The organism is Tahibacter aquaticus, from assembly GCF_004363655.1.
Lineage (GTDB): Bacteria > Pseudomonadota > Gammaproteobacteria > Xanthomonadales > Rhodanobacteraceae > Tahibacter > Tahibacter aquaticus.
This window is the reverse complement of the sequence record NZ_SNZH01000001.1, coordinates 76020-99216: the sequence shown is the minus strand read 5'-3', so window position 1 is coordinate 99216 and position 23197 is coordinate 76020. Positions and strand designations below refer to the sequence as shown.

General features: G+C 67.7%; 20 protein-coding genes. 14 read left to right on the top strand and 6 right to left on the bottom strand.

Annotated elements, in window-relative coordinates:
• Window positions 1-44: 44 nt before the first annotated feature.
• The 13 genes from sufC (at window position 45) to DFR29_RS00295 (ending at window position 13285) form a co-directional block, all read left to right on the top strand.
• Entirely contained in the window at window positions 45-812 is a 768-nt protein-coding gene (gene sufC / locus DFR29_RS00355) for a Fe-S cluster assembly ATPase SufC (protein ID WP_133816568.1), read from the top strand.
• On the top strand, window positions 809-2107 hold the full coding sequence (gene sufD / locus DFR29_RS00350; RefSeq protein WP_133816567.1) for a Fe-S cluster assembly protein SufD: 1299 nt from the start codon (window positions 809-811) through the stop codon (window positions 2105-2107). The genes sufC and sufD overlap by 4 nt, the downstream gene beginning before the upstream one ends.
• Window positions 2104-3330: a cysteine desulfurase gene (locus DFR29_RS00345; RefSeq protein ID WP_133816566.1), complete on the top strand. Its 1227-nt coding sequence runs from the start codon at window positions 2104-2106 to the stop codon at window positions 3328-3330. Before sufD ends, DFR29_RS00345 begins: the two co-directional genes overlap by 4 nt.
• A gap of 2 nt (window positions 3331-3332) precedes the next feature.
• Window positions 3333-3779, top strand: a complete 447-nt coding sequence (sufU, locus tag DFR29_RS00340) for a Fe-S cluster assembly sulfur transfer protein SufU (protein ID WP_133816565.1) — start codon at window positions 3333-3335, stop codon at window positions 3777-3779.
• A complete protein-coding gene (locus DFR29_RS00335; protein WP_133816564.1) occupies window positions 3776-4330 on the top strand; it encodes a GNAT family N-acetyltransferase in 555 nt (184 codons plus the stop codon). The genes sufU and DFR29_RS00335 overlap by 4 nt, the downstream gene beginning before the upstream one ends.
• 22 nt (window positions 4331-4352) lie before the next feature.
• Window positions 4353-4676 carry a non-heme iron oxygenase ferredoxin subunit gene (locus DFR29_RS00330; RefSeq protein WP_133816563.1) on the top strand — a complete coding sequence of 108 codons (324 nt, stop codon included), beginning with the start codon at window positions 4353-4355 and terminating at the stop codon, window positions 4674-4676.
• Between the two features lie 321 nt (window positions 4677-4997).
• Window positions 4998-5618 (top strand): PepSY-associated TM helix domain-containing protein, encoded by a 621-nt coding sequence (locus DFR29_RS00325; protein ID WP_133816562.1) that lies wholly within the window; start codon window positions 4998-5000, stop codon window positions 5616-5618.
• A gap of 16 nt (window positions 5619-5634) precedes the next feature.
• Complete coding sequence (locus DFR29_RS00320; RefSeq protein ID WP_425598814.1) at window positions 5635-6168, top strand: DUF2271 domain-containing protein; 534 nt, start codon at window positions 5635-5637, stop codon at window positions 6166-6168.
• A 15-nt stretch (window positions 6169-6183) separates the two neighbouring features.
• Window positions 6184-6990, top strand: a complete 807-nt coding sequence (locus DFR29_RS00315) for a DUF4198 domain-containing protein (protein ID WP_133816560.1) — start codon at window positions 6184-6186, stop codon at window positions 6988-6990.
• Between the two features lie 72 nt (window positions 6991-7062).
• Window positions 7063-8055 (top strand): FAD:protein FMN transferase, encoded by a 993-nt coding sequence (locus tag DFR29_RS00310; protein ID WP_133816559.1) that lies wholly within the window; start codon window positions 7063-7065, stop codon window positions 8053-8055.
• Window positions 8052-9677 carry a sulfite reductase subunit alpha gene (locus tag DFR29_RS00305; protein WP_133816558.1) on the top strand — a complete coding sequence of 542 codons (1626 nt, stop codon included), beginning with the start codon at window positions 8052-8054 and terminating at the stop codon, window positions 9675-9677. Before DFR29_RS00310 ends, DFR29_RS00305 begins: the two co-directional genes overlap by 4 nt.
• Window positions 9678-9947: 270 nt before the next feature.
• Window positions 9948-12383, top strand: a complete 2436-nt coding sequence (locus DFR29_RS00300; protein ID WP_133816557.1) for a TonB-dependent receptor — start codon at window positions 9948-9950, stop codon at window positions 12381-12383.
• Between the two features lie 215 nt (window positions 12384-12598).
• Entirely contained in the window at window positions 12599-13285 is a 687-nt protein-coding gene (locus tag DFR29_RS00295) for a Fe2+-dependent dioxygenase (protein ID WP_133816556.1), read from the top strand.
• Window positions 13286-13420: 135 nt separating this feature from the next.
• On the opposite strand, the gene DFR29_RS00290 is transcribed toward DFR29_RS00295, so the two are convergent.
• The 6 genes from DFR29_RS00290 to DFR29_RS00265 all read right to left on the bottom strand — a co-directional run bounded on the left by DFR29_RS00290 (window position 13421) and on the right by DFR29_RS00265 (window position 22087).
• Complete coding sequence (locus DFR29_RS00290) at window positions 13421-14029, bottom strand: HutD/Ves family protein (RefSeq protein WP_133816555.1); 609 nt, start codon at window positions 14027-14029, stop codon at window positions 13421-13423.
• A complete protein-coding gene (locus DFR29_RS00285) occupies window positions 14029-14496 on the bottom strand; it encodes an SET domain-containing protein-lysine N-methyltransferase (protein ID WP_133816554.1) in 468 nt (155 codons plus the stop codon). Before DFR29_RS00285 ends, DFR29_RS00290 begins: the two co-directional genes overlap by 1 nt.
• 37 nt (window positions 14497-14533) lie before the next feature.
• A complete protein-coding gene (locus DFR29_RS00280) occupies window positions 14534-15538 on the bottom strand; it encodes a polyprenyl synthetase family protein (RefSeq protein WP_243745916.1) in 1005 nt (334 codons plus the stop codon).
• Window positions 15539-15776: 238 nt separating this feature from the next.
• Window positions 15777-16418 carry a response regulator gene (locus DFR29_RS00275; RefSeq protein ID WP_133816553.1) on the bottom strand — a complete coding sequence of 214 codons (642 nt, stop codon included), beginning with the start codon at window positions 16416-16418 and terminating at the stop codon, window positions 15777-15779.
• Window positions 16419-16478: 60 nt separating this feature from the next.
• Window positions 16479-18308: a sialidase family protein gene (locus tag DFR29_RS00270; RefSeq protein ID WP_133816552.1), complete on the bottom strand. Its 1830-nt coding sequence runs from the start codon at window positions 18306-18308 to the stop codon at window positions 16479-16481.
• 185 nt (window positions 18309-18493) lie between these two features.
• Window positions 18494-22087 (bottom strand): GAF domain-containing protein, encoded by a 3594-nt coding sequence (locus DFR29_RS00265; RefSeq protein ID WP_133816551.1) that lies wholly within the window; start codon window positions 22085-22087, stop codon window positions 18494-18496.
• Window positions 22088-22318: 231 nt separating this feature from the next.
• On the opposite strand from DFR29_RS00265, the gene ssb reads away from it, so the two are divergent.
• On the top strand, window positions 22319-22879 hold the full coding sequence (gene ssb, locus DFR29_RS00260; RefSeq protein WP_133816550.1) for a single-stranded DNA-binding protein: 561 nt from the start codon (window positions 22319-22321) through the stop codon (window positions 22877-22879).
• Window positions 22880-23197: the final 318 nt, after the last annotated feature.

Here is a 23197-nt window from a genome sequence, read left to right as displayed (position 1 = left end):
TTTTTCGTCGAATTCCGCTATCGAATTGCAGATACCACACTAACATGCTCAAAATCGAAAACCTCCACGTCCGCGTCGCGGGCAAGGAAATCCTCAAAGGCCTGAGCCTGACGGTAAAGCCGGGCGAAGTGCACGCGATCATGGGGCCGAACGGCGCGGGCAAGTCGACCCTGGGCAATGTGCTGGCCGGGCGCGAAGGCTATGAAATCACTGCCGGTACGGTCGATTTCGGCGACAAGGATCTGCTGCAGCTGGAGCCGGAAGAGCGTGCCGCCGAAGGCCTGTTCCTCGCTTTCCAGTACCCGGTGGAGATTCCCGGCGTCAACAACACCTATTTCCTCAAGGCGGCGCTGAATGCGCAGCGCAAATACCGCAACGAGGCCGAACTGGATTCGATGCAGTTCCTCAAGCTCGTGCGGGAAAAACTGCGCGTGCTGCATATTTCCGACGACCTGCTGCACCGCGCGGTCAATTCGGGCTTTTCCGGCGGCGAGAAGAAGCGCAACGAGATTTTCCAGATGGCCCTGCTGGAGCCGCGCCTGGCCATACTCGACGAAACCGATTCGGGCCTGGACATCGACGCCCTGAAGATGGTCGCCGAAGGCGTCAACCATATGCGCAGCGCCGAGCGCGCGTTCGTGGTGATCACGCACTACCAGCGCCTGCTCGACTACATCGTGCCCGACTACGTCCATGTGCTGGCAGAAGGCCGCATTGTGGAAAGTGGCGACAAGAGCCTGGCGCACAAGCTGGAACAGCAAGGCTATGCCTGGCTGGAAGAACGCCGCCTGCCGGAGCGCAGCGGCGTATGAGCGTGCCGTTGCTGGCCAGTCTGGAACAGGCTTTTGCACAGCTGCCCGCAGCTGCGCTGCAGGCAGCGCAGCTGGGCGAATCGCGCCGTACCCACCTCGCCGCGGCGCTGGCCGACGGCTTGCCCACGGCACGTGCGGAACGCTGGCGCTATACGCCGCTGCGTGCGCTGGAACGGCGCCCGTTCGTCACGGCGGCGGCGCTGGCCGAGATCGATCCGGCTGTGTTGCCGGCGGGCGAGGGGCCGCGCCTGGTCTTCGTCAACGGCGTCTTCGCTGCCGCGCATTCGCGCCTGGACGGCTTGCCGGCCGGGGTGGAACTGCTGCCGCTGTCGCAGGCCTTGCTGGGCGCCGACGCACGCGATCTGGCTCACCTCGCACGGCGCTTCGACGCCAGCGACGACACCTTCGCGCGCCTCAATGCGGCCTTCGCACTGGACGGACTGGTACTGCGCGTCGCCGCCGGCACGCGCTGCGAGCAGCCGGTCACCGTCGTCATGGTCGGTGCGCCGACCACGACGGATATCGCTGTCCATCTGCGCCACCTGGTGGACATCGGCGAGGGCGCCAGCCTGCGCCTGGTCGAGCACCAGCTGTCCGCCGGCGCGCAGGCGCACCTGGTCAACTCGCTCTGCCATGTCCATCTCAAGCCCGGCGCGCGCCTGAGCCATCTGCGCGTGCAGTGCGAAGACGTGGCGGCGACGCTGTTCACCCGCACCGAAGGCGTGCTCGCCGGCGCAGCGGAATACCAGCGTGCCGATCTCGAACTGGGTGCGGCACTGTCGCGGCATGAACTGAACATCGCGCTGCAGGGCAACGGCGCGCGCCTGCGCAGCAATGGCGTGCTGCTGGCCGACGGCCGGCGCCATCTGGATACGCGCCTGGGCATAGACCACATCGCGCGCGATACGCGCTGCGAGCTGACCTGGCGTGGCCTCGGTGCAGACCGTGGCCGAGCGGTTTTCCACGGCGGCATTCTGATCCGCGCCGGCGCCGACGGTACTTCTGCACAATTGTCGAACAAGAACCTGCTGCTGTCGCCACATGCGGAAATCGATACCCAGCCGGTGCTGGAAATCCATGCCGATGAAGTGCAGGCCAGCCACGGTGCGACGGTAGGCCAGCTCGATGCGAATGCGCTGTTCTATCTGCGCTCCCGCGGTGTCGGCGAGGCGCAGGCGCGCACTCTGCTGACGCTGGCATTCTGCCGCGTGGCGCTGGACGACCTGGATGACGACGCCTTGCGCGAACAGATCGATGCGCTGCTCGCCGCCCGCCTGCCCGAGGTAGCCGCATGAGTTCTGCTTTCGATCCGCAACGCTGGCGCGCCGACTTTCCGGTATTGCGCCGCAGCGTGCACGGCAAGCCGCTGGTCTACTTCGACAATGCCAATACCGCGCAGAAACCGCAGGCAGTGGTCGATGCAGTGGACGGCTATTACCGCGAATACACCGCCAACGTCGCGCGTGCCGTGCACAGCCTGGGCGAACAGGCTACGGCGGCCTACGAAGGTGCGCGCGACAAGCTGGCGCGCTTTCTCAATGTGCCCAGCCGCGACCAGCTCGTTCTGACCAGCGGTACGACCCAGGCCATCAACCTGGTCGCCTACAGCTACGCGCTGCCGCGGCTGCAGCCGGGTGACGAAATCCTCGTCACGCAGATGGAGCACCACGCCAATATCGTGCCCTGGCAGCTGGTGGCGGCGCGCAGCGGCGCCAGCGTCAAGGCCGCGCCGATCAGTGCCGACGGCGAGCTGCTGCTGGACCGCTTCGAGGCGATGCTGACGCCGAAGGTGAAGCTGGCCGCCGTTGCGCACGTGTCGAACGTGATTGGCACGGTCAATCCGGTGGCCGAGATCGCCCGGCTGTGCCGCGCCCGCGGCATTCCGCTGCTGGTCGACGGTTCGCAGGCCTGTCCGCACCAGCGCGTCGATGTGCAGGCGCTGGGCTGCGATTTCTACGCCATGACCGGGCACAAGCTGTTCGGCCCCACCGGCACCGGGGCACTGTGGGCGAAACGCGAACACCTGGACGCCATGCCGCCGTTCTTCGGCGGCGGCGAGATGATCCGCACGGTCAGTTTCGACGGCACGGTCTTTGCCGATCCGCCGCACAAGTTCGAGGCAGGCACGCCGAATATCGCCGGCTTCATCGGCCTGGGTGCCGCCATTGACTATGTGGAAAATGTGGGCATTGCCGCCATCCAGGCGTACGAGGCGGAACTGCTGGCCTATGCGACCGAGGCACTGCAGAGCGTGCCCGGACTGCGCCTGTTCGGCCGCGCGCGCCAGCGTGCGGCGGTGATGTCGTTCCTGATCGAAGGCGTGCACGCGCACGACGTGGCCACTCTGCTCGACCACGAAGGCGTTGCCGTGCGCTCGGGCCATCACTGCGCGCATCCGCTGATGCAGTTCTTCGGCGTGCCGGCGACGGCGCGCGCCTCGCTCGCGTTCTACAACACGCGCGAGGAAGTCGATGCGTTCGTGCGCGCGCTGGACAAGGTCCGGCGCCTGTTGGCCTGAGCATGGACACGCCGGCGCTGTATCGCGACATCGTGCTGGCACACCAGCGTGCGCCGCGCCGTTTCGGCAGCCTGCAACAGCCCAGCCATCGCTGCGACGGCGTGAATGCGCTGTGCGGCGATTCGCTGCAGATCGAGATACTGCTGCGCGACGGCCGCATTGCCGACTACGCCTTCCGCGGCGAATGCTGCGCCATCGCCATGGCGACCGCCTCGCTGCTGGGCGAGCGCGCAATAGGCCTGGACGCGGCCGCGCTGGCCGCACTGCAGCAGGAATTCACGGCCCTGGTGCAGGGCGAATCCGCTGGCCTGGCGCTGGGCGATCTCGCTGCGCTGGGCGAACTGGCGCGCTATCCTGCGCGACGCAAATGTGCGCTGCTGCCCTGGGCTACGCTGGCCGCGGCGCTGGCCGGCCACGCGCATACGACAACCGAAAAGGACGCTGCATGAATGCTGTTGCCGAATCTGCACCGCTGACCTTCCGCGCGGCCACCGTGGCCGACCTCGATGCCATCGTCGCCCTGGTCGAGTCGGCCTATCGCGGCGACGTGAGCAAGCAGGGCTGGACGACCGAAGCCGACTTCCTCGATGGTCAGCGCACCGATCCGGGCTCTGTCGCCGAATTGCTGGCACGCGGCTACAGCCGCGTGCTGCTGGCCGAACGCGACGGCCAGTTGCTGTGCTGCTGCCATGTCGAGCGGCTGCAGGAGCAGGGGCGCAACATCGGCTATTTCGGCATGTTCGCCGTCGATCCCAGCCTGCAGGGCGGCGGCGTCGGAAAGCTGGTGCTGGCCGAGGCGGAACGCATTGCCACGGTGGAATGGCACTGCGCAGAAATGCAGATGACCGTGATCACCATCCGCGACAGCCTGATCGCCTGGTACGAACGCCGCGGCTATGTGCGCACCGGCGTGCTCAAGCCCTTCCCCTACGGCGACGCGCGCTTCGGCCTGCCCAAGCGCGACGACCTGCAGTTCGAAGTGCTGGCCAAGCGGCTCTGAAGCCTCTCGCCGCGCCGCCGCCATGAGCGAGAACTGGATCCGCGTCTGCGCCACCGCCGAGCTGCTGCCCGGCGAATTCCGCATCGGCTGGGATGGCGATGTCGCCATCGCCGTGTTCAATATCGACGGCGAGCTGTACGCCGTAGAAGATGTCTGCACCCATGACGGCGGCGAACTCGCCGGCGGCCCGGTCGAGGGCTATACCATCGAGTGCATACGCCACGGTGCCAGGTTCGACCTGCGCAGCGGCGCCGTGCTCTGCCCGCCGGCGTACGAGCCCATCGCCAAGTTTCCGGTCAAGACCGAAAACGGCGCCGTGTTCACGCGCGACGATCGCTGGGACTGAAATCGGCTAGTTGTGCACAAAGCCGCATCGCGCGCGTCAGTGGCGCACCGCTTCAGGGCAATACGCCAGGGGGCGGCTGTGCAGAATGGTTGGCCTGCCGGCGCGGGCGTGGAACGGCAGGCCGATATGCTGGCTGAGGCGCAGGAATGGGCGGTTCATTACCGGCGTGATGCCAGTGGCGGTGTCGCCTGCATTGCCTGCGACAAACGTCGGGGGCTTTCGTGTTATGTGTGGAATTGAGACTGATTCTCATTTGTGCTGTAATCGCGGCCCTTGCGCCGTTGCCCGGCGCGCCGCAGTAGCGCGAGCCGTCCGACTTCCATGGCCAACGATCCACAACGCCGCGCCTGGTGGTTGAAGACCTTGCACGAATGGCATTGGATTTCCTCGGCTGCCTGCCTGATCGGCCTGCTGCTGTTCGCGTTTACCGGCATCACCCTCAATCACGCCAGCCAGATCGGTGCCGAGCCTGTGGTCAGCAACCGCAAGGCGGAACTGCCAGCACCGCTGCGCGAATCGCTGCAGCAGCTGAAACTGGAAGGCAAGCAGGCAGTAGTGCCGGAACTGGCGCAGTGGTTTGCGCAGGCCCTGGATGTGCGCGTTGCCGGCGGCCAGGCCGAGTGGAGCGAGGACGAGGTGTATATCTCGCTGCCGCGGCCCGGCGGCGATGCCTGGGCCAGCGTCGACCTGGCCAGCGGCGCGGTCGAGTACGAACGCACCGACCGCGGCTGGATTGCCTGGCTCAACGATCTGCACAAGGGGCGCAATACCGGCGCGGCCTGGACCTGGTTCATCGACATCTTCGCGCTGGCCTGCCTGGTATTCGCCATCACCGGCCTGTTCCTGCTGCAGCTGCATGCGCCGCGGCGGCCGGCGACCTGGCCCATGGTGGCGCTCGGCCTGGTAGTGCCTTTTTTACTGGTGATCCTGTTTATTCATTGACGAGGTAGAGATGCGTATCAGACTCAAGCTCTACGGTGCGCTAGGCGCACTGCTCGCCGGCAGCGCTGCGGCCGCCGATCTCAACGTCGGCGTGGAAGTGCCGAACCTCAACGTGGCCGAATACCATCGTCCGTATATCGCGGTCTGGGTCGCGCACGAGGACAACAGCGTCGCGACCAACCTGGCTGTCTGGTACCAGCAGAAGACCGGCAAGGATGCGGGCAGCGGCAAGCAGGAACAGGGCAGCAAATGGCTGGCCGACCTGCGCCAGTGGTGGCGCCGCAGCGGTCGCAGCAGCACCTTGCCCATCGACGGCGTCAGCGGCGCGACGCGCCCGGCCGGCGTGCACAGGCTCAGCTTCAACGACAAGCAGCCGCAGCTGGCCGGCCTCAAGCCGGGCAAGTACGAACTGGTGGTCGAGGCCGCGCGCGAAGTCGGTGGCCATGAACTCGTGCGTATTCCGTTCCAGTGGCCGCCGGCCGCCGCCAGCCACGCCGATGCCAAGGGCGAAGTGGAACTGGGTTCCGTCTCGCTCGATCTCGCGCCCTGATTCCCGGAGAAAACCATGAAGACGATTCGCCCTCTCGCCGCCCTCGCACTGGCCCTGTTCGCCGCCGGCGCCGCCCATGCGCACAAGGCCTGGCTGCTGCCCTCGGCCACGGTGCTGACGCCGGACCAGTGGATCACCGTCGATGCCGCCGTATCCAACGACCTGTTCTACTTCAACCATGTGCCGCTGCGCCTGGACAACCTGGTCATCACCGCGCCCGACGGTGCGGCGGCGACGGCGGAAAACCCGTTCACCGGCAAGTTCCGCTCCAGCTTCGATCTGCACCTGGACAAGAACGGCACCTACAAGGTGGCCCTGGTCAACAACGGCCTGTCCGCCAGCTATGAACTCAACGGCGAGAAAAAGCGCTGGCGCGGCAAGGCCGAAGACTTGGCCAAGGACATTCCCGCCGAGGCCAAGAACGTGCAGATCACCCAGTCGACAGGCCGCGTCGAGACGTTCGCCACCGCCGGCAAGCCGAACGACACTGCGCTGAAGGCCAGCGGCAAGGGCCTGGAAATGACGCCGGTCACGCATCCGAACGACCTGTATGCCGGCGAGCCAGCCAAGTTCCGCTTCAGCCTCGATGGCAAGCCCGCGGCCGACCTGAAGATCGAGATCGTTCCCGGCGGCAGCCGCTATCGCAATGCCCAGAACGAGATGAACCTGACCACCGACAAGAATGGCGAAGTCAGCGTGACCTGGCCTGCAGCCGGCATGTACTGGCTGGAAACCACGCTGGAAGACAAGAACGCCAGCGTGCCCAAGGCCACCTCGCGTCGCGCCAGCTATGTGGCGACGTTCGAGGTACTGGCGCAGTAAGCGCATGACGCTTGCGCTCGCACCACTGCCGGCCGGCGCAAGCCTGGCCGGCCTTGCCACGGCAGCGTGCGCATGAGCGCGTCAGCCTTCGCGCGCCGGCTGCTGCCGCGACGCCTGCTGCAGTGGCCGGTGAAGGCCTGGTCCGGCCTGAGCATGGGCACGAGCTGGTCGGTCAAGGCCTGCGCCTATGGCGGCTTCGACACGGTGCGCGTGCCCCAGGCCATTGCCGCGGCGCTGGACGGCGTCGACCGCCAGATGAGCACCTGGCGCAGCGATTCGGACCTGAGCCGCTACAACACCGCCGCGGCCGAAAGCTGGGTCGAACTGCCGGCGCAGTGTTTCCATGTCGTCGCCACGGCGCTGGCCGTCGCCCGGGAAACCGACGGTGCCTACGACCCGACCGTCGGCCGCCTGGTCAATCTGTGGGGCTTTGGACCCGACGGCCAGCGCAGCGCACCGCCCGAGGCTGCCGCGATAGACCGCGCCCGCGCCGACTGCGGCTGGCAGCGCCTGCGTGTCGATGCCGGCCGGCTTGCGGTATGGCAGCCTGGCGGTATATTTCTTGATCTTTCTGCAATTGCCAAAGGTTATGCGGTCGACCAGGTCTGTGCGACGCTGCGCTCGCTCGGCGTGCACGACTACCTGGTCGAAGTGGGCGGCGAACTGCGCGCCTGCGGCCGCCGCGGCGACGGCCAGCCCTGGTTTGTGGCTATCGAATCGCCGCAGCAGGAGCACGGCCTGCCCCTGGTCGGCGTGCTGCGCGACGGCGCCATCGCCACCTCGGGCGACTACCTGCGCTATTTCGACAGTGCCGGCCGGCGCTATTCCCACACCATCGATCCGCGTACCGCCCAGCCGGTCAGTCATGGACTGGCGGCGGTCAGCGTGCTGCATGCGGAAACCATGCTGGCCGACGCCTATGCGACTGCGTTCAGCGTGCTCGGCGCCGAAGCCGGCCTGGCCTTCGCCCAGCGCCACGATATTGCCGCGCATTTCGTCAGCCGGGTGGGGCAGGGGCTGGCGACGGTGGAATCGGCGGCGTTCGCGCGCTTCCGCTACGCATGAGCGAATCGCCGTCGCCACCCGACTGGCCTGCGCGGCTGGGAAATGCCGGCGTGCTGCTGCTGTTGGCTGCCCTGGCCTGGCTGGCGGCCGGGTTGCAGTCGCGCGAGCTGGCCTGGACCGATCCGGGACTGCAGCGCTGGCTTGCGGCTGCTGCGGCAGTGGTGGCATATGTTGCTTTCTGCACAATGATTCATTGGCGGCAGCGCCGGCGCCAGCGCGCGCCGGCGTTTGCCGCAACCGGCAGCGACGCGATCCTGGTTGCCTACGCCAGCCAGACCGGCATGGCCGAAGACCTGGCCCGGCGCACCGCCGCCGCCTTGAGCGAAGCCGGCGGCGGCGTACGCCTGCTCGCGATCAACCGGGTCGACGCCCAGGTGCTGCGCGACAGCAGCCAGGCGCTGTTCGTGGTCAGCACCTATGGCGAAGGCGATCCGCCCGACATGGCCGCCGGCTTTGCCCGGCGCGTACTCGGCAAGGACCAGGCATTGGCCTCGCTGCGCTATGCCGTGCTGGCGCTGGGCGACAGCAGCTATGCGCAGTTCTGCGGCTTTGGCCGCCGCCTGGATGCGTGGCTGCGCCACCAGGGCGCCCAGTCGCTGTTCGATCGTATCGAAGTGGACAATGCCGAGCCGGGCGCGCTGCGCCATTGGCAGCACCAGGTCGGCGTGCTGGCCGGGCGTAGCGACCAGGCCGACTGGTCGACACCGCACTATGCGCGCTGGCGTCTGCAGGCCCGCGCGCAGCTCAATCCCGGCAGCGCCGGCGGCGCGTGTTTTCATCTGGCCCTGGTGCCGGAGGACGGCACCGAACTGGCCTGGCAGGCCGGCGACGTTGCCGAAATCGGTCCGCGCCACAGTGCCGAGGCGGTACGCCAGTGGCTGCAGCGGCAAGGCCTGGACGGCAACGCCGTCGTCGCCGACGGCGAACCGCTGGCGGCGTTCCTCGCACGCCATCAATGGCCGCAGCCGGCGCAGCTCGAAGGGCGCTCCGTGGCGCAGTGGGCGGCGCAACTCAAGCCGCTGCCGCACCGCGAATACTCCATCGCTTCGATTCCCGCCGACGGCCGCCTGGAATTGCTGGTACGGCAATGGCGGAGCGAAGACGGCAGCCTGGGCCTGGGCTCGGGCTGGCTCACCGCTGTGGCCGCGGACGGAGCAGGCATCGATCTGCGTTTGCGCACAAATAGTCATTTCCACATGCCGGCAGGGCCGTGCCCGCTGATCCTGATCGGCAACGGCACTGGGCTGGCCGGCCTGCGCGCCTTGCTCAAGGCGCGCATTGCCGCCGGCCAGCGGCGCAACTGGCTGCTGTTCGGCGAGCGCAATCGCCGCAGCGACTATTTCTTCGAAGCCGAGATCGAAGGCTGGCGCGAATCCGGCTGGCTGGAACGCGTCGACCTGGTTTTCTCCCGCGACCAGGCGGAAAAGATCTACGTGCAGCAGCGCGTCGGCGAGGCCGCCGCCGCGCTGGCAGAGTGGGTTGCCGCCGGCGCCTGCATCTACGTCTGCGGTAGCCTGCAGGGCATGGCGCCCGCCGTCGATGCGCAGTTGCGCGCGGCGCTGGGCGCCGAGGTGCTGGAGCAGCTGGCCGAGCAGGGGCGTTACCGGCGCGACGTGTATTGATGGCGCCTGAGTAGAGGCGGCACAGCACGCCCGATAGCGTTTCCGCTGCGCCTGTTATCGCGTATCCGACTAAAAACTGAGTTGCGAATCATTCTTATTTACTGTTAAGATTTCATGGTTGGCAGCGCCCGCGGCCCACTTGAGGGGCCGCTTCGGGGTCGCGTAGCTCGCGCAGGGGATCACTGCTTTGCCCATGCCCGGCAACGTTCGGCGCCACAAATCGCGCCTGTCGTCCACGAATTCGCCTTAACTACGACTCAGGGAAACACCATGTCGAATGCCTCGTATATCCGTTCCGCAGCGGCTACGCCGCCGCGCCTGCTCAGCACGGCCCTGGGCCTGGCGCTGGCAACGGCAGCACCGCATGCCTTCGCCGACGTTGCCACCGAAGCCGCCGCTGCTGCGAGCAGCGCGGACATGCCCGATGGCGCCGACGGCCGCCGCGGTCGCGCCAACGAGACCAAGCTCGACGCCGTCGACGTGACGGGTGTTTCGACCAAGCAGGCATCCTCGCCCAAGTACACCGCACCGCTGCGCGATACACCGCAGTCCATCGAAGTCGTGCCGCAGGAAGTGATGGCCGGTCAGAACCTGCTGTCCCTGCGCGATGTGCTGTCCACCTTGCCGGGCATCACTTTCGGCGCGGGCGAAGGCGGCGGCGGTTTCGGCGACAGCATCAACCTGCGCGGTTTCTCTGCCAACAACGACATCCAGGTCGACGGCGTGCGCGACAGCGCGCAGTACTCGCGCACCGACACCTTCAACCTGGAGCAGATCGAAGTCGTCAACGGTGCCAATTCGGTCTACTCCGGTGCGGGCTCGGTCGGCGGCACCATCAACCTGGTTTCCAAGGCCGCGCGCGAAGGCAATTTCACCAATCTCGGCGTCGGCGTCGGTACCGACAGCTACGGCCGCGTAACCCTGGACAGCAACCAGAGCATCAGCGACAGCGTCGCCGTTCGCGTCAACCTGATGGGCCACCGCAACGACGTGCCGGGCCGCGACGTGGAAGAAATGAAGCGCTGGGGCTTCGCGCCGTCCATCGCCTTCGGCCTGGGCAGCGACACCACCTTTACCCTGAGCTACCTGCACCAGTACGACGACAACACGCCGCAATACGGCGTGCCGTATTTCTTTGTCGGTAACAGCGGCACGCCGCTGCCGGGTCTGGACCCGAGCACGTACTACGGCTACCGCAATGTGGACATGCAGGAAATCGAAGTCGATTCCTTCACCGGCGTGTTGAGCCACACCTTCAGCGACAACCTCAGCCTGCGCAATTTCACCCGCGTGCAGGAAGTGAATCAGCTGCTCATCGTCGATCCGCCGCAAGGCACGTACTGCCTGGCCAACAACCTGACTCCGGTCGGCGGCAGCTGCACCATCGGTACCGGTGCGACCCAGATCGTGGTTCCGCCGAACACATATATGCCTTCTGGTCCGCGCGGCAATGTGCGCGACACCACCAACCGCATGCTGGTCAACCAGACCGACCTGACCGCGAAGTTCAGCACTGGCGCAATCGAGCACACCCTGGTCGGCGGTTTTTCCCTGTCGCACGAAAGTTTTGCGCTGGTCGGCAGTAGCGAATTCCGCAATGCCGACGGCAGCAATCCGTATGCGGCGCCGAATCATCTGCCATTTACCGATCTGTACAACCCGGATACCTATTACACCGGCCCGCGCAACCGCACCCTGACCAGCAAGACCGATGGCGAACAGGACAATGCGGCAATTTACGCATTCGATACCTTGAAGTTCAGCGAGCAGTGGCAGTTGAACCTCGGTGCGCGTTACGAACACAACGAGGGCAGCAGCACGGCCTATACCGTTTCCACCGCAGCCGGCGCCGCCGGCCCCATCGGCACGATCACCGGTGCGAGCGCGCCGAGCAAGAACGCCGACGACCTGTTTTCCTATCGCGCCGGCCTGGTGTTCAAGCCGGTCGAGGCGGGCAGCATCTATATCGCCTACGGCAATTCCAAGACGCCGTCCAAGGCTTCGGTCAACGGCTCCTGCACGGTGGGCAGCACCACCGGCACGAACAACTGCAACGTCGATCCGGAAACCGCGGTCAACTACGAAATCGGCACCAAGTGGGATCTGCTCGACCAGCGCCTGTCGCTGACCGCGTCGATCTTCCGCAACGACCGCGAGAACTACCGCGTCGCCGATCCGGGCAATCCGGACAACCCGGCCGGCGAACAGCAGCTCGACGGCGAAGCGCGCGTCGATGGTGTGATGCTGGGCGCCAGCGGCAACATCACCAAGCATTGGGCGGTATACGCCAACTACACCTACCTCGACAGCGAAGTGCTGCAGGGCGTGTCCAATCGCCAGGCCGGCCAGGGACTGGACTACACCCGCGGCGACGAACTGGTGGTGGTGCCGGAACATTCGTTCAACGTCTGGACTACCGTCGACGTCGGCCAGTGGCAGTTCGGCTACGGCATGAACTACCAGGGCGAGTACTACCTGAACCAGCACAGCGCGGCCAATATCAACGGCCCGCTGGCCAAGGCCGACGACTACTGGACCCACCGCGCCATGGCCGCGTGGAACGTGAACCGCGATCTGCGCCTGCAGCTCAACGTGAACAACCTGTTCGACAAGGAGTACTACGTGCGCATCCGCACCGCCGCCAGCGGCTGGGCAACGCCGGGCGAAGGCCGCCAAGTGACCTTGCAGGCGACGTATTCCTTCTGACACCCGTTGTGGCTACGCGCTGCAGGGACGCGGCGGTTTTTCGGGATGGAGCGGCCGGGCGCAAGCCTGGCCGTTTCCTTTTGAGGATGGCGTTCGCTGCGAGTGTGGTTGCGCGGGCAGCGCCAAGCCCCGGACCACGACCGCTTGACCCGAATCAACTCCGCCGCTTTCCATTCCGCTTACCATCGCCCGCACGCCATCCAAACCCAACGCCCATGTTGCTACACGTCGCCCAAGTCCTGACTGCCCAGGAAGTCGCCCACTGCCGCGAGATGCTTGCCGCGGCGGAGTGGTCGGATGGACGCATCACCGCCGGCTACCAGTCGGCCAAGGCCAAGCAGAACCTGCAACTGGCGGACGACCATGCCGTCGCGCGCGAACTCGGCGCGCTGGTTGTCGATCGTCTGCGCCGCCATCCCACCTTCATGGCCGGCGCGCTGCCGCAGCGCATCTTTCCGCCGCTGTTCAACTGCTACCGCGTCGGCCAGTCGTTCGGTTTCCATGTGGACAATGCGGTGCGCTATCCGCGCACGGGCGACGATCGCAGCGCTCTGCGCACCGACCTTTCGGCCACGCTGTTCCTCAATGCGCCGGAAGACTACGACGGTGGCGAGCTGGTGATCGAGGACAGCTTCGGCACGCACAGCGTCAAGCTGCCTGCGGGCGATCTGATCCTGTATCCGGCCAGCAGCCTGCACCAGGTCACGGCGATCACGCGCGGCGAGCGGCTGGCGTCGTTCTTCTGGATACAAAGCCTGGTGCGCGACGAAGGCCAGCGCCGCCTGCTGTTCGACCTCGATGTATCGATCCAGAGCCTGACCCAGCAGCACGCGGAACACCCGGCCCTGGTGCAGCTGGTCGGCGTCTACCACAACCTGCTGCGACGCTGGGCCGAGGCCTGAGCGGCGCTGCAGTGTGATCCTGCACCGCCGCCCGTTGTGCAATGACACGGCACAGCGAAACACCGCGTAGCGAAAAACGGCGCAGCGAAACAAAGCCGGCTGTGCCTGGCGGGGGCGAACCGGCCGGCCGGCGCCTCAGGCCAGTGCCGCTGCCTCGGCAGCCGAATCGACCAGCCTGACCATCACCCATTCGCCGCTGCCGTTGAGCACCAGTGGCTGGGCTGCGCGTTGCTCGAATTCGATCAGCAAGGTATCGCCGGCCGCGGCCGCGGCAATGTCGGGCCGGTCCTTGCAGATGGCCTCGCCGCTGGCCACATGGATCAGCCAGTTCGTCGCCACCGCCGGAAACAGCAGCTGCGGGCCGACGATGGTGCGCGCCAGCAGTTCGGCGCGGCAGCGGCCGCGCCGCACCATGACGTTGAAATCGCGCGTAGGGCCGTCGAGCAGGCGGCAGCTGACCGGTGCTTCGCCGGGGAAGGCGTGCTTGCGGTAGCGCGTGTCCAGTATCACGTTCTCTTCGCTGCCGATCAGCAGCTCGATGCCGCCGCCGTCGAGCAGCATCAGCTCTCGGTCTACATCGGGAAAGATGGAAAAATCACCATCCTGCGCAATTTCCGCAATCGATATGCGCCAGTCGAAATCGTCGCCAGCGGCGGGGCTGCGGGCGATCTCGGTAGTGATGCCGCCGCCGTTCTTCCACACCATGCGGCGGTAGTGGCTGCTGTCCAGGCGGCGGATGCGCATCAGCGCCGCTCCGTCAGTGCCAGCAGCTGCGCCGTGGAGGTGCGCAGGCTTTCTTCCCAGCTGTAGCCGACGATGGCGCCGCCGGTGCGGGCGTCGGGGAAGTCTTCGCTCTGGCCGGGCGCGAGCAGGTGGCGGTAGTCGACCGTGATTTCCGTGCCGGGCGCAAGGTCGTGCAGGGCGAATACGAAGCCCAGGTGCCACAGGCCGCTGGGCTCGAACGAGTGGTTGATGTAGCACTCGTCCGGCCATTCCGGCGTCACCGTATAGCGGTCTTCGAACCAGCGCACGGTAGCGGGCAGCAGCTGGGCCGCATCGGGCATGCGCTCGATTTCCTCGAAGCGGTATACCTGTGGAATAGCGTCCGGTGCCGTGATCAGGCGTCCACGCGCGACGAACTCGTCGGCGAACAGGCCTTTGCCGGCGCCCGGAATCAGCGAATCGGCAACGCGATAGCGCGGCAGGATCATGCGCGCGGCCCGGCTGTGCAACGCAGCGATACGCGCATCAGTACGAGCGCTCCACCGCGTAGCGGGCCAGCGTTTCCAGCGCGTCGCGGGCGGCCGAGGGCGGCAGTTCCCCCAGGCTGGAGCGGGCCGAATCGGCATAGCCCAGGGCCTTGGCCCGGGTCAGCTCCAGCGCGCCGGAATCGCGGATCGCGCCAACGATATTGCCCAGCGAATCCAGCCCGCCGGTCTCGATCGCCCGGCGCAGGCTCTGCGCCTGTTCCGGCGTGCCGCGCCCGATGGCGTAGATCAGTGGCAGGGTCGGCTTGCCTTCGGCGATGTCGTCGCCGATGTTCTTGCCCAGGGTGTCGGCATCGGACACGTAGTCGAGCAGGTCGTCGGCGATCTGGAAGGCGAAGCCCAGGTCCATGCCGTAGCGGTACAGCGCTTCTTCCTGTGCGGGCGGCAGGTCGGCCAGCACGGCGCCCAGGCGCGTGGCGGCGCCGAACAGCACCGCGGTCTTGCGTTCGATCACGCGCAGATAGGCGGTTTCGTCGGTGTCCGGGTTGCCGATATTCAGCAGCTGCAGCACTTCGCCTTCGGCGATGGCATTGGTGGTATCGGCCAGGATCTGCATCACGCGCGGGCGCTGCAGTTCCACCATCAGCTGGAACGAGCGCGAATAGAGGAAGTCGCCGACCAGCACGCTGGCCGCATTGCCCCACATGGCGTTGGCGGTCTTGCGTCCGCGGCGCAGGTCGGATTCGTCGACCACGTCGTCGTGCAGCAAGGTGGCGGTGTGGATGAATTCGATCACGGCGGCCAGCTGCACGTGATCGTTGCCGGCATAGCCGGCGGCACGCGCCGCGAGCAGGTGCAGCATCGGCCGCAGGCGCTTGCCGCCGCCGCCGATGATATGGGCCGATACCTGGTTGATCAGCACCACGTCGGAAGCCAGGCGTGAGCGGATCAGCTGGTCCACCGCCTGCATATCCGGCCGGGCCAGTTCCTGCACGGCGGCAAAGTTGGGAAGTACGGGCGATGGAATCGCAGCGGCACTGGGCATCGGACGGGGGGCTCGGGCGAAATTTGAGCGGATTATAGCGGGCCGGCACCACGGTACGCCGGCACGGCCGCGCCGGGCGCGGCTGCGGCGATTCGCCGCGTCAGGCCTGCGTCTGCGGCGATTCGCGGCATCTGGCCGCATAGGCAGCGATGCGCGCGCGAGTGCCGGCATCGGCGGCGATCCGCCGGATCGGTCCTGCATCTGCAGGCCGATGGCAGATCGTCTCGCGCCTGCGGCTTCAGGCCGGTGGCGCGCCGAGGCCGCGCGCATACAGGGCGGCCTGCAGCCGGTCGTTGGCGTTGATCTTGGGGAAGATCTGGCGCAGATAGCTTTTCACCGTGCCCTCGGTCAGGCCCAGCGCCTGGGCGATGCGCTTGTTGCTGAGGCCGCGGCCGAGCAACTGCAGCACGTCGCGTTCCCGCGGGGTGAGTGCTGCCGCTGCGGGTACGTCCTGGCGCAGCAGCTGCAGCACGCGGCCTTGCAGGGGCGGATGTATCCAGTTGTTGCCGCCGAGCACGGCGCGCACGGCGGTCAGTATTTCCTCGCGCCGCGCGTCCTTGAGCACATAGCCGGCCGCGCCCGCGGCCAGCACGGCACGCACTTCGGCATCGACGAAGAAACTGGTCAGCACCAGCACACGCAGTTGCGGATGGCGCCGGCCCAGCGCCTGTACGGCGGCCTCGGCCGGCATGCCCGGCATGCGCAGGTCGAAGGTGGCAAGGTCGACCGGTGTGTGGGCGAGGAAGTCCAATGCTTCTTCGGCCGAGCCGACTTCGCCGACGACGTGCAGATCGGGCTCGGTATCGAGCAGGGAACGGATTCCCTCGCGCACGACGGCATGGTCGTCGACGAGCAGGATGCGGTGCAGGGGCGGGGTCATGGCGGCATTGTGGCCAAGCCCGGCTTCTGCGCCAACGCGCAGGCCCGGGCCGGGGCGTGTTCAGCGGACCGGCGTGGCGCTGTAGTAGACATTTTCCCGCGCATGCGGCTGGCCCGAGATCGGGTCCAGCGGATTGAGCGGCTGTACCAGGGTCTCGCCCGAGTCGCCCCAGACCGAATGTACGGTGTGGTTGTCGACCGCGATGCCGGCATAGTCGCCGAGGGAGACGCAGGCGCCTTTCATGCGGTTGTAGTGGGTGGTGCGATAGGCATTGCGCGCGTCGGCCAGCGGGATATTGCTCGGCGCCAGGGTCGAGGGCACGGACGAAAGCTGGCGGATATTGCGCGCCGCAAAGCTGTCGCCGCGATCCGTCGAGCGGGCCAGGCGCCGCACCAGGCTGCCGTCGGGCATTTGTACAGAGTAGGCAATGTGCACATCGCCGGGCGCGGGCAGCAGCGGCGACTCCAGCTCTGCCTTGCTGCGGCCCAGTGCGATCGCCGGCAGCACCTGGCGTGCGTTGTCCGCGCCGCTGCGATCGACGACCAGCGGCGCGCTCCAGCTCGCGCCGTTGTTGCGCGAACGCAGGTAGTGGATGCGCGCGCCCGCATCGGCGGCGCCGAACACGGTGCTGGTGGAATTCGACCAGGCCAGGTGCAGATTGCCCTTGGACACCGCCAGCACCGGCTGCAGGTTCACCCGCGTCGCGTGCTGGAAGCGCGGCAGGCCGCTGGCCGAGCCGCCGAGGTCGGCGCCGCTGTGCAGGGTCAGCAGGTTGTTCGGGTAGTAGGCGGCCTGTCCGTCGGGCAGATCCTGGCGCGCCGCACCGCATTCGCTGAAGGTGCCTGGCTGGGTTACCGGATAGACCTGCGCATTCGGCGCGCCAGGCACGTTGAAGGCCAGCGCGCGGAAGCTTTCGCCGCCGTCGTCCGAGGTGAAAATGCGCAGATAGTCCTGCGCGACGAAGCCGAACTGCAGCAGGGCGATATACAGGCGGCCGTCGGCGCTGTCGGTGGCGATCATGGGGAACTGCACCACGTTCTGCGGATTGGCCGGCTCGGCATCCGGCGGCGGCGCGAACACGGTCTGGCTGCTGTAGCTGCGGCCGCCGTCGCCGGAGCGGGCAAAGCGCAGCACGCTGGCGCCGGCTGCGTCGAAGGACACCCAGGCAAGGTATACATTGTCGTGCTGCGGCGAGCGCGGGTTGGGCCCGGTTGCCAGCCAGGCCTTGTCGACCTGGCCTTGCGCATCCACCGCGACGGCCGCAGCGAAGTTGCGCCCGCCGTCGGCCGACTTGTTCACGCTGACAGTGAGCTGGTTGTCGGCCGAGACGCCGATGCCGCCGATATAGAAATTGCCGAAGCGGTCGGCCGCGACGCTGCCGAAACCCAGCGAGGTGCTGCTGCCGGGCAGCGGCGGCAGGTAGGCACTGTCCCAATGCCGGCCGCCGTCGCTGGAATAGGAATAGGCCAGGCCGTCGTTGCGGATCACCGACAGCGCGCTGTTGTCGCCGACGGCGATTTCCACACCCGAGGCGCTATGCGCGGAAACCAGATGGGAACGGAAGCTGGCGATGGTGCCTTCGGCCACGCTGGTGTTGACGAAGGGGCGCGTGCCGGCAATGGTCTGGATCGAATCCAGTGCGCGCGCGTTGATGCGTCGATCGCTGCCGCTGCCGGCCCAGGCCGGCGCCAGCGCGGGTAGCGCAGCGGTCTTGCTGCGGTCGGCGGGGGCTGCTGTGGCGCGGGCGACGATCGCATCGCGCACGCTGAGCCGGCCGCCGGCCTTGGCGACGCTGTGGCCGGCGACCAAGGTCGTGTCGGGCGGCGGCATCTGCGCCAGGGCGGTCGTGGCCACTGTCAGCAACGGCAGAAAAAATGTAGTTCGCAACATGGGGAAAATACCTGCGCAAGTGGCGGCGCGACGGCACCGCTGGGGGCAGGTTCGCCCAGGGCCAGGGCGGCCGGTAGCTATGATCGGAAGTAGTGCAGCCCCTGTCGTCGGACAGGGGGCGATACGGCGGCTTGCCGCCGTGTTGCGGCGTGCGGTCGCCGCCAGGCCGCAAAACGCGCGCAGCGTCAGCGATCGTGGCGCGGCAGCCAAGCCTGCACGACAGTGCCGCCGGCGCTGCCCGCGCCACTGTGCAGGCCGCCGCCCAGTGCCGCGACGCGGGCGCGCATGCTTTCCTGGCCCAGGCCTTTGCGCCGCTGCCGTGCCGGCATGCCCTTGCCGTTGTCGGCCACGCTCACGCTGGCCGTGTCGGCATCGACCTGGCCGAGGACGCGCAGTATCGAGGCGCGTGCATGGCGCACCGCATTTGATACGGCTTCCTGCACGATGCGCAGCAGCGCCTGTTCGTGCCCGGCCTGCTGCGCGACATAGCGGCTGAAATCGAATTCGACCACGATGGCCGGCGGCACCATCAGGCGCAACAGCTGCTGCACGGCGTCGGGCAGCGAAGTGCTTTGCGGCAGGGCGGCATTGGCGGCGGCGTGGGGCTCGGCCGGACGCAATTCCTGCAGCAAGGCGCGCATTTCCCGCACCGCCAGCTGGGCCAGCTCGGCCACGCGCACGGCGCGCTGCATCGGATCGGCCGACGGTATTGTGGAAATGTGTGCAAGCGTCTGCGCCTGCAGGCTGATCGACGACAGGATCTGGATGATGTTGTCGTGCAGGTCGTGCGCCACGCGGCGGCGTTCGGCCAGCACGGCCGACTCGCGTGCCTGGCGGAACAGGCGTGCGTTCTCGATCGCCACGGCGAGGTAGTCGGCGACGATGGCCAGTCCGGCAGTATCCAGGTCGTCGAACGGCTGGTCGCCTTCGACGTTGAGCACGCCCAGCGGCGTATCGCCGATCAGGATGGGTATGGCCAGCTGCGCGCGATTGGCGCTGCTGCCCGGTGCCTGCCGGCAGCGTGCGTCGGCGTCAGTGTCGTTGATGCATTGTGCGCGCCGTTCGCGCACCGCCGCGCCCATGATGCCGGCATCCAGTGACAGCCGTTGCGCTGGCGCGCCGGCCTGCCTGTGCCGGCCGCCGCGCGCACGGACCAGCAGCGCCGACGCGTCGGCGGGATCGAGCAGCGGAATATCCACGCTGGCATAGCCGAGCACGTCGTGGATCGCGTCGGCCGAGTGCTGCAGCAGGCTGTCCGCATCGAGGTTGGCGGAAATCAGCGCGGCGATGCGTGTGATCAGGTGAAAGCGCTCCTTGCGCCGGCGCTCCTCGTCGTTGAGCGCCGACAGCGCGCGTTCCGCCGCCAGGCGCTCGTCTATCTCGGCGCGCAGTGCGACGTTGCTGGCGCGCAATTCCTCGGTGCGCGCGCCGATGTGCTGCTCCAGCGCGCGATTGCGCGCCTGCAGCCGCGCCAGGCGCCAGCGCACGCCCAGCAGCACCAGGCCTGCCAGCAGCAGCGCCGCCAGGGCGCGCAGCCAGCCGGCCTGCCACCAGGGCGGCGGAATGGTGAACGCCACGCTGCGCAGCGGCCCCCATTCGCCGTCGCGGCTGCGCGCGGCCACTTCGAAGCGGTAGTCGCCTGGCGCCAGTCCGAAGTAGTGCTGTTCGTTGGCGCTGCTCTGGCGGAATTGCGCATCCTGGCCGAGCAGGCGGCTGCGGTATTCGCGCTGCTCCTCGTCGGCATAGTTCAGCGCTGCGTAGCGAAAACTCGCGCGCTGCACGCCGGCGGGCACGGCCAGTGCCGCCGCGTCGGGATCGGCCCGCTCGGCACCGAGGCGGAAACCGGTGATCACCACGGCCGGTGGCGGCAGTGCCTGGCGCGGCGAGGCCGCGTCCATCGCGCCGTCCAGGCGCGCCAGGCCGGCACTGGTGCCTATCCAGACATCGCCGTTGGCCTCGGCCAGGAAGGCCATGTTGTTGACGTCCTCGCCGACCAGGCCGTCGGCGCTGCCGAAATGCCGCCAGCCCTGGCTGTCCCGCCGGTACAGTCCGCGGCTGCCGCCCAGCCACAGGCGCTGCTGCGCGTCTTCGCCGATCAGATAGATGCCGCTCGCGGCCGCGGCGGCTGGCAACGGCACCGGCTGCAGCGTGAAGCGGCCTTCGCTGTAGCTGGCCTGTGCCACGCCCTCGGTGCCGAAATAACCGACCAGCATGGCGCCGCTGCGCAAGGGCGCGAGATAGGCGACATGGTCGCTGCGCAGGCCGTCGCCGGTGCCGAAGCGCTGCCAGCGGCCGGCATCGAAAAGCGCAAGGCCGTGGCGGCCGGCGGCCCAGAGGCGGCCGGCATTGTCCTGCCTGATGTCGCCGACGAATTCGCCCGGTGTGCCGCCGGGCAGCTCGACCCGGACAAACGCTTCGCGCCCGGGCGCCGGGCTGCGCAGCAGGCCCTGGTCTTCGCTCGCCGCCCATAGCGTGCCGCTGCGGTCGCAGAACAGGCGCAGCACGCGCGCCGAGGCCAGCGCGTCCAGGGCAATGCGCTGCACCGTGCCGCTGGCCGGATCGTGGGCAAGTATCGCGTCGCCGGGCAGGCCGGCGGTATACAAGGTTCCGTCGCTGCATTCGGTAATTGTGCGCAGATGGTAACCCTGCGTGGCGGCGAGCGGGCGCCGCCCGTCCACGCCCAGCTCGGCCAGGCCGCTGCCGGCCAGCCAGAGGCGCTGGCGACTGTCGCGCAGCAGGCTCCAGGCAGCATTGCCGTCGATGCCTTCGCGGCCGGCGTAGGCGCGGAACGGGCTGTCGTAGCGCAGGCGGTGCAGGCCGCGCGCGCCTATCCACAGATTGCCCTCGCGGTCTTCCAGCACGCTGCGCGTCCACGCGGCCGGCAGGCTGTGGGATACGTCGCGGTGAGTCCAGACGTCGCCGCTCAGGTGCAGCAGGCCGTTGTCCACCGGCGCCCAGATGTCGCCGCGCCGGCCTGGCAGCAGATAGCCGCGCGCCGATTTCAGCTGCCCCGCCAGCGACGCCGGCAATTGCGCGCGGACGAACTGCACTGGTGCCTGCGCCGGCCTTGCGGCGAGCAGCAGCGCCGTGCCCTGGCGCGCCCAGATACGCTGCTGGCCGTCGCGCGCCAGCGCATCGATACGCGCGGCGGCGGCTTGTGCCGTCAGCTGGGCCGGCTGCCAGCCGGTGCCGGTCCAGTAGCGCATTTCGGCACGCTCGCCCCAGCGCGCAACCCAGGCCGTGCCGGCCTGCTCGCCGGGCAGAATGGCTGTGGCCGCCTGGCCTGGCCAGTCCGGCAAGGCCACGGCTGCGCCCGTGCCGGCGATACGCAGCGGCCCGCTGCCGCTGGCAATCCAGACCGTGTCGCCGGCACTGGCCAGTCCGCTGACGTCGAGCCCGGCCGTGCCTTGCACCCGTGCGAAACCCTCGCCAGTGCGGCGATACAGGCCGGCGCGCGTGCCTACCCACAAACCGCCTGCGTCGTCCTCCTGCAGTGCCGTCGGTGCCGCCGCCAGGCCGCTGTCGGCACCGAACCGCTCGAAGCGGTGCGCGTCGTAGCGGTACAGGCCTTCCTCGGCCGCCACCCAGACAAAACCCGTACGGTCCTGCAGCAGGGCGCGGATGCTCACATCGGGCAGTCCCTGGGCCGGGCCGTAGCTGCGCGCCGGCACATGGCCCGGCAGCGGGGCCGGCGGCGCTGCCCTAGCCGCCGCGCCGCCGGCCAGGGCGAGCGTGCCGGCGAACAGGCGTGCGCAGCAGCGGAGGGAGAGCGGCGGCATCCGGTCAGCGTCTCAGTCCATGGGATTCCCTACTGTAATTTCGCGCCCTTGTGGTTGGTACTCACCGACGAGGGATTGCCTTTCCGGCCGCGTTGCGCACAACCGCCGTGGCTTGCGCTTCGGACGATTCCGACCCTTGGCGGGGCGGATGCCTGACGAGGCGGCGCGGGCTGCGTGGTATCTTTCCCGCCCTGTCGGCCCCGAGGGCCCACTTGTTATAAGGACAATTCCATGGCACGCGGCATCAACAAAGTCATCCTCGTCGGCAATGTCGGCAAAGATCCCGAAACCCGCTACAGCGCCGGCGGCATGGCCGTGACGACGATCAGCGTGGCCACGTCCGAGGCGTGGAAAGACAAGCAGACTGGCGAACAGAAAGAAAAGACCGAATGGCACCGGGTGAAATTCTTCGGCCGCCTGGCCGAGATCGCCGGCGAGTACCTGAAGAAGGGCAGCCAGGTCTATGTGGAAGGTTCGCTGCGCACCGAGGAATACGAGAAAGACGGCGTCAAGCGCTATTCCACCGACATCGTCGCCGCAGAAATGCAGATGCTCGGCGGCCGCGCCGGCGGTGGTGGCGAGATGGGTGACGGCGGTGCTTCCCGCGGCGGCAGCAGCGGTTACGAAGGCGGTGGCGGCGGTTCCCGCAGCGGCGGCGGTTACGAAGGTGGCGGTGGCGGTGGCGCCGCCCGCGAACGCGGCCCGGCACGCGGTCCCCAGTCGGCGCCGCAGCGCAGTGCACCGCAGCCGGTGCAGAACACCGGGTTCGACGACGACGATATTCCGTTCTGAGCGGCCGCTCTGCGCCCATAGGCTCGATTTCATGACAAAACCCCCGGGAAACCGGGGGTTTTGTTTTGGACTCCGAGGCGTCCTGCAGGCGGAGCAGGGCTTGCCGGCGGCAGCTGTCAGCGCCCTGGCGTTGCCCAATTTCATGTAACAATATTTACAAAATAACTATTTAAATAGTTTGTGCTGATGCCGGCATTGGCCGGTTCGGCTTGCGGGCCGATCCATGCCCGCATTCATCGACCTGTTGGAAGCAGCTGCTTATCCCGCGCGCTGCAACCAGTTTTTGCTGGTACCTGGCGGCGAATCTGATCAGCTCGC

Excerpts from the sequence above, each read along its gene's own strand:
- sufC (WP_133816568.1), top strand. The coding sequence starts at position 45 with ATGCTCAAAATCGAAAACCTCCACGTCCGCGTCGCGGGCAAGGAAATC.
- sufD (WP_133816567.1), top strand. The coding sequence starts at position 809 with ATGAGCGTGCCGTTGCTGGCCAGTCTGGAACAGGCTTTTGCACAGCTG.
- DFR29_RS00345 (WP_133816566.1), top strand. The coding sequence starts at position 2,104 with ATGAGTTCTGCTTTCGATCCGCAACGCTGGCGCGCCGACTTTCCGGTA.
- sufU (WP_133816565.1), top strand. The coding sequence starts at position 3,333 with ATGGACACGCCGGCGCTGTATCGCGACATCGTGCTGGCACACCAGCGT.
- DFR29_RS00335 (WP_133816564.1), top strand. The coding sequence starts at position 3,776 with ATGAATGCTGTTGCCGAATCTGCACCGCTGACCTTCCGCGCGGCCACC.
- DFR29_RS00330 (WP_133816563.1), top strand. The coding sequence starts at position 4,353 with ATGAGCGAGAACTGGATCCGCGTCTGCGCCACCGCCGAGCTGCTGCCC.
- DFR29_RS00325 (WP_133816562.1), top strand. The coding sequence starts at position 4,998 with ATGGCCAACGATCCACAACGCCGCGCCTGGTGGTTGAAGACCTTGCAC.
- DFR29_RS00315 (WP_133816560.1), top strand. The coding sequence starts at position 6,184 with ATGAAGACGATTCGCCCTCTCGCCGCCCTCGCACTGGCCCTGTTCGCC.
- DFR29_RS00310 (WP_133816559.1), top strand. The coding sequence starts at position 7,063 with ATGAGCGCGTCAGCCTTCGCGCGCCGGCTGCTGCCGCGACGCCTGCTG.
- DFR29_RS00305 (WP_133816558.1), top strand. The coding sequence starts at position 8,052 with ATGAGCGAATCGCCGTCGCCACCCGACTGGCCTGCGCGGCTGGGAAAT.
- DFR29_RS00300 (WP_133816557.1), top strand. The coding sequence starts at position 9,948 with ATGTCGAATGCCTCGTATATCCGTTCCGCAGCGGCTACGCCGCCGCGC.
- DFR29_RS00295 (WP_133816556.1), top strand. The coding sequence starts at position 12,599 with ATGTTGCTACACGTCGCCCAAGTCCTGACTGCCCAGGAAGTCGCCCAC.
- DFR29_RS00290 (WP_133816555.1), bottom strand. The coding sequence starts at position 14,029 with ATGCGCATCCGCCGCCTGGACAGCAGCCACTACCGCCGCATGGTGTGG.
- DFR29_RS00285 (WP_133816554.1), bottom strand. The coding sequence starts at position 14,496 with ATGATCCTGCCGCGCTATCGCGTTGCCGATTCGCTGATTCCGGGCGCC.
- DFR29_RS00280 (WP_243745916.1), bottom strand. The coding sequence starts at position 15,538 with ATGCCCAGTGCCGCTGCGATTCCATCGCCCGTACTTCCCAACTTTGCC.
- DFR29_RS00275 (WP_133816553.1), bottom strand. The coding sequence starts at position 16,418 with ATGACCCCGCCCCTGCACCGCATCCTGCTCGTCGACGACCATGCCGTC.
- DFR29_RS00270 (WP_133816552.1), bottom strand. The coding sequence starts at position 18,308 with ATGTTGCGAACTACATTTTTTCTGCCGTTGCTGACAGTGGCCACGACC.
- DFR29_RS00265 (WP_133816551.1), bottom strand. The coding sequence starts at position 22,087 with ATGCCGCCGCTCTCCCTCCGCTGCTGCGCACGCCTGTTCGCCGGCACG.
- ssb (WP_133816550.1), top strand. The coding sequence starts at position 22,319 with ATGGCACGCGGCATCAACAAAGTCATCCTCGTCGGCAATGTCGGCAAA.